Source organism: Aeromonas sp. D3 (assembly GCF_027705025.1).
GTDB lineage: Bacteria > Pseudomonadota > Gammaproteobacteria > Enterobacterales > Aeromonadaceae > Aeromonas > Aeromonas salmonicida.
In genome coordinates this window covers 1-5,757 of record NZ_JAPDBE010000003.1, presented here as the reverse complement: position 1 = coordinate 5,757, position 5,757 = coordinate 1, and the positions used below count along the sequence as shown (strand labels likewise).

Genomic DNA, 5,757 nt, shown 5'->3' with positions numbered 1-5,757 from the left:
GTGGTGGAGCTACGCGGGATCGAACCGCGGACCTCTTGCATGCCATGCAAGCGCTCTCCCAGCTGAGCTATAACCCCAACTCACCTCGGCGCTGACGAAGTTATCTCCGGCAACGGAGGCGCATGATAGGCATCACCCGCTTTGCTGTCAACCCAAAAATAACACCGGCTGGAGCGTTTAGTCAAAATTCAAGCAGTTAGCTGTTTTTACCGGCAACCTTGCCGCTATCTCGCTGTTTTATGTCACAAATCTGGTTAACCGCGAAAAACAAAGGCTCCCTTGCGGGAGCCCTTTATTGTCAGTGGAAGGCAATTTATCCGGCTGCCACCAGTCGCGGCAGCAGGCGACTTACTCGGCGGCCATGCGCGCTTCGATATACGCCAACGCGCGATCGATGCGAGCCAGCACACGCTCTTTACCCACCAGCGCCATCACGGCGTCGATGCCGGGGGACTGACCCAGACCGGTCACGGCTACGCGCAGCGGCATGCCGACCTTGCCCATGCCCTGACCCAGCTCGGCGGCGGTCGCTTCAATCAGCTCGTGCAGCGCTTCGGTGGTCCAGTTATCCAGTGCAGCCAGCTTGGCCTTGGCCAGCGCCAGCGGCTCGGCAGCGACGCCGCGCAGGTGCTTCTTGGCAGCCGCTTCGTCGATCGCTTCGTACTCTTCGAACAGATAGCGGCTCTGGGCGGCCATCTCCACCAGGGTATTGCAGCGCTCGGCCAGCAGAGTGACAACCTCTGGCAGTGATGGGCCCTTGCTGGTGTCAATCTTCTGGTTTTCCATGTGCCAGGCCAGATGCTTGGCCACATAGGCCGGATCCAGGCTGCGCATGTAGTGGTTGTTCAGCCACAACAGCTTGTCGGTGTTGAAGGCGGAGGCGGATTTGGAGATGGCATCCAGGCTGAACAGCTTGATCATCTCGTCCAGGGTGAAGATCTCCTGATCGCCGTGGGACCAGCCCAGACGCACCAGATAGTTCAGCAGCGCTTCCGGCAGGTAGCCGTCATCGCGGTACTGCATCACGGACACAGCGCCGTGGCGCTTGGAGAGCTTGGCACCGTCGTCGCCCAGGATCATGGAGACGTGGGCAAACTCCGGCACGGGCGCGTTCAGCGCCTTGTAGATGTTGATCTGGCGCGGGGTGTTGTTGATGTGGTCTTCACCACGCACCACGTGGGTGATCTCCATGTCCCAGTCATCGACCACCACGCAGAAGTTGTAGGTCGGCGCGCCATCGGTGCGGCGGATGATAAGATCGTCGAGCTCGGTATTGGCGAACTCGATGCGGCCACGGACGTGGTCATCGAATACGACTGAACCTTCGGTCGGGTTGCGGAAGCGAATAACGTGCGGCGCATCGGCCGGGTGATCGTGGGCGCTATCCCGGCACTTGCCGTCATAGCGGGGCTTCTCGCCGCTGGCCATCTGGCCTTCGCGCAGCGCGTCCAGGCGCTCACGGGAGCAGTAGCACTTGTAGGCACGGCCATCGGTCAGCATCTCGTCGATGATGCCGTTGTAGCGGTCGAAACGCTTGGTCTGGTAGTAGGGGCCCTCATTCCAGTTCAGCTCCAGCCATTCCATGCCCTCAATGATGGCGTCGATCGCCTCCTGAGTGGAACGTTCCAGGTCGGTATCCTCAATACGCAGCACGAACTCACCGCCCTGGCTCTTTGCAAACAACCAGGAATAGAGTGCGGTACGGGCACCGCCGACATGCAAAAAGCCAGTCGGGCTGGGAGCAAAACGGGTTTTGACTTTCATCTTTAAGCCTTGTGTAGAGGGCCTTGGGCCAATTCGTTAGAAAAAACCGTCGCATTTTAGCACTCAGAATCCCGGATGGGAAAACCATGAGGCCGTTGCGGGCTAAAGTAGGGGGTTAAATTTGCTGCCCGGCCGCCTGCAGCCTGATATTTGAGGAGGATCGCAAAACCGAAGCGGCATTTCCGATTTGCTATGGGGAGTGTTGGAGAGCTGCCTCCTCCGGCCGATATCCAAACAACTCTCACACTACTTCTCACGACACAAGGAAGAGACGATGCAGTTCCGTTCTATCCAGAATCGAATTCTGGTCATGGCCGGGATCGCCATGACCGCAGCCCTGGTCATACTGATCCTGCTCAACCAGTATTCCGGTCAACAGACCCAACAGCTGACCATCAGCTCCAGTCGCGCCGCCCTGCAGCAAGAAGCCTGGCAAAAGGTGAGTGCCAACGCACGGGCCGAGGCCGCCACCATCACACAGTTGCTGCAAAAGGGGCTCTCCTATACCCAGCAGATGGCCAGTGCCCTCGCCTTGCAACAAGAGGGCCTGCTGCCGCTGGATCGCCAGCAGGCCACCGACCTGCTCAAGGCGCAGCTCGCGCTCGAACCACAATTGTATGGCGCCTTCGCCGGCTTTGAGCCGAACGGCTTCGACGGCCAGGACGCCGCCTTCGCCGGTCAAAGCGCGCTGGGTAGCGACAGCCAGGGCCGCTTCGTGCCCTACTTCTATCGTGACAAGGACCAGATAGGCACAGACCTGCTGCTTTCCATCGAAAAGACCGATCCGGATGAATTCGGCAACCCGGCCAATGACTACTACTCCTGCCCGAAACGGGAGGGACGCTCCTGCCTCATCGACCCCTTCAAGGTGGACATCAACGGCCAGCAGGTGCTGGTGAGCACCATCACCACCCCCATCATGGTGGCAGGCAAGTTCAAGGGGATCGCCGCGCTGGATCTGGCGGTGGACTCCATCAGCCGTCAGGCCCAGTCCCTCAACAGCAACATCTATGACGGCAAGGGCGAGACCCTGATCGTCAGCGCCGCCGGCGTCATCACGGGCACCAGCGGTGACGCCAGCCTGCTTGGCAGCCGGGCCGACAAGCTGCTCGGCAACCAGTGGCAGCAATATCTGAAACCGGAAGTGCAGCGTCAGGAGCTGGACGAATCATTTCGTATCTCTGTGCCCATCATGGTACCAGGCATGAGCCGCAACTGGGCCATCATAGTCACCCTGCCCTACAAGGTGGTACTGGCGGGCGCCGATCAGCTGGAAAGCCAGCTAAGCGACATGAGTCGGGCTGCCATGACCCAGCAACTGGTGGGTGCCCTTGTCGTACTGGTGCTGGCACTGGCCACCATGCTGATGATAGCGCGCAGTATCACGGGCCCCATCCGCCAGATGGTCAGCCTGGTAGATGACATTGCCGATGGCGAGGGGGATCTCACCAAGCGCCTCACCACCCGATCCGTCGACGAGCTGGGGGATCTCGCCAAGGGCATCAACCGCTTCATCGACAAGCTACAGGTGCTGCTGGGGGATGTGCTGAAAACCGCCAGCGAGGTGAACCGCCACGCCGGTGACACAGACCGCATTGCAGGCCAGACCGACACCAACTTGCAGCATCACCAGGCGGAGATGGAGCAGATGCTGACCGCGGTACAGGAGATGTCCTATGTCAGCCAGGAAGTGGCCACCCACGCCAACAACACCGCCGACTCGGCCAAGCAGGCCCAGGGCGCGGCGGATCAGGGCAAGGTACGCTTCCAGCAGGTGATCCAGTCAATGCACAAGGTGGCGGCCGAAGCAGGCAAAGGCGCCGAAGTGGTCGAGGGGCTGGCTCACGACAGCGAGCAGATCACCAACATACTCACTGTGATCCAGGGCATTGCCGATCAGACCAACCTGCTCGCGCTCAACGCCGCCATAGAGGCAGCACGTGCCGGCGAACAGGGCCGAGGTTTTGCGGTGGTGGCCGACGAGGTGCGCAAGCTGGCGGGCAACACCCAGCAGGCGGTGCAGAACACCCAGGAGCTGCTCGAGAAAATCCGTCTCAGCTCGGCCAATGCAGTCAGTGCCATCAATCAGAGCCAGCAGCTGACCCATCAGGCGGTGGGCGAGGCGGATCTGGCGGAAGAGGCGCTCGCCAGCATCTATCAGGCCATCTCTACCATCAACGACATGACCTATCAGATCGCCTCCGCCGCCGAGGAGCAGAGCTCCGTCTCCGAGACGGTGTCCGGCAATCTGTCAAAAACCAACGCACTGGCCAACGACATCGCTCAGGATGCGACCGAAACGGCCAAAGCCAGCCAGGCATTGCGTCAGGCAGCCGAGCGTTTGCAGCAATTACTGGGACAATTTCGTCTCAGCTGACAATTTTCCTCTCTCGGACTCTCCCCCTCGGAGGCGAGTCCGTTTACCATAGGCAACGAATTTGCCTGATGGCAGGCAATGTAGTGAGAGGTAAATGCCGTGCCCACCCCGGACCGTCGCCCACGTGGCCATAACAGACGAGCCCAGCAGCGTCGACAAGACGAATCACAAGGATCCCTGCTCCATCGTATCAATGCCGCTACCCTGCCCCTGCGCCAGCGCATCGGCCAAGGGATGCGTGGCCTTGGCCAACGCGGCCAGGAGGCCAGCGCAGGCAAATTCAAGCTGGCCAACCCGCTGCCCCGCAAACACACCATAGGCCTGCTGGTGCTGGTGCCCATCTGGCTGCTGTTGCTGGCCTGGGAACCTGCGCCTGCCATGCCGACAACCGCCCCGTCCGGTTCGCTCGCCGTGCCGCTGGCCGTGCCAGCCGAAGCACTGACTACTGGCAATGGCTCCTCGGCCGCCAAACCGGTCGAAGAGAAAGTAGATGGCAGCTGGCTACAGCACGATGTGCAAGCCGGTGAAACCCTCTACTCCATCTGGCGCAAGTTCGAGCTGCCAGGCGCCGAGCTCAGTCGCCTGATTGCCATCGAAGGGCCGGACCGCCCTTTGACCCGGCTGCAATCGGGCAAGTCGGTGTTCATTCTGGTGGATGACAACCGCCGCATACAGCGGGTGGAGATCCGCTCCTACGGTCAGGCCATCTATCGGTATGACCGGCAGGGCCAAGGGTTCGCCCTCAAGGAGTGACAAAACGGGAGGCCATGAGCCTCCCGCTTTTTGATCCAGCACCGTGAAATAAGCCGCTGACTTCACAATATTTTTAGCTTGCTCAAAAAATGAAAAGCGCAAAATTGACAAGGATCTGCTCTCACGTACAATCGTTTGTGCTTTAGACAGGGATTGTTCTACATGCTACTGGGACAAATTGACGTGGTCAGTCATGCTTCAACCCCTGATTCCTAGGCAAATGCTGCCCAACAAGGCTTAGTTTCATTTCGTTATAGATAGGACTTACCACATGTCTGACATTCGCACCGGCCAAGTAAAATGGTTTAACGAAACCAAGGGTTTTGGCTTCATCGAGCAATCCCAGGGACCGGACGTTTTCGTTCACTTCTCCTCCATCCAGAGCACAGGTTTCAAGACCCTGGCTGAAGGTCAAAAAGTCCAGTTCACTGTGACTCAGGGCCAAAAAGGTCCTCAGGCTGAGAACGTTACTCTGCTCTAAGCCACGCCAGTGAGCCTGTAGGAGGAGACCTGCTCCTCCTATTTTTTTGCCTGCCGTTTACCACTCCACTATTGTTCATCGCCCGCTTGTGACCAGACCCTCTCCGGGTTGTGACTGCGCTTGCCCGCCATTTCCCCCTTGTCGCTCCTCAACCATCAGGCCACCAGGGCAGCGTCTTGGTATCAGGCTAAGCAAGTTTGGCAAACAGAGGGATAGAGCTGAAAAGCAGGAACACAAACGCATCGCAGCGCGATACGGAAGTCATTTTTGAAGGATTAAAAGGAATGCTGGTACTACGAAGAGAAATTGGAGCGGGAAACGAGACTCGAACTCGCGACCCCGACCTTGGCAAGGTCGTGCTCTACCAACTGAGCTATTCCCG

Annotated in this window: 4 protein-coding genes and 1 tRNA gene; 3 read left to right on the top strand and 2 right to left on the bottom strand. The window is 59.1% G+C overall.

The features are described 5' to 3' along the window. Position 1 precedes the first annotated feature (1 nt). Positions 2–77 (bottom strand) — tRNA-Ala (locus OKC28_RS02820). A 271-nt stretch (positions 78–348) separates the two neighbouring features. Further along, positions 349–1,764 (bottom strand): glutamate--tRNA ligase, encoded by a 1,416-nt coding sequence (gltX, locus tag OKC28_RS02815; protein ID WP_270687207.1) that lies wholly within the window; start codon positions 1,762–1,764, stop codon positions 349–351. Between the two features lie 274 nt (positions 1,765–2,038). On the opposite strand from gltX, the gene OKC28_RS02810 reads away from it, so the two are divergent. From OKC28_RS02810 to OKC28_RS02800, 3 genes are all read left to right on the top strand, one after another. Continuing rightward, entirely contained in the window at positions 2,039–4,141 is a 2,103-nt protein-coding gene (locus OKC28_RS02810; protein WP_270687204.1) for a methyl-accepting chemotaxis protein, read from the top strand. A gap of 99 nt (positions 4,142–4,240) precedes the next feature. Continuing rightward, positions 4,241–4,894 (top strand): LysM-like peptidoglycan-binding domain-containing protein, encoded by a 654-nt coding sequence (locus OKC28_RS02805; RefSeq protein WP_270687202.1) that lies wholly within the window; start codon positions 4,241–4,243, stop codon positions 4,892–4,894. A 271-nt stretch (positions 4,895–5,165) separates the two neighbouring features. Further along, entirely contained in the window at positions 5,166–5,375 is a 210-nt protein-coding gene (locus tag OKC28_RS02800; RefSeq protein WP_005317918.1) for a cold-shock protein, read from the top strand. Positions 5,376–5,757 lie beyond the last annotated feature (382 nt).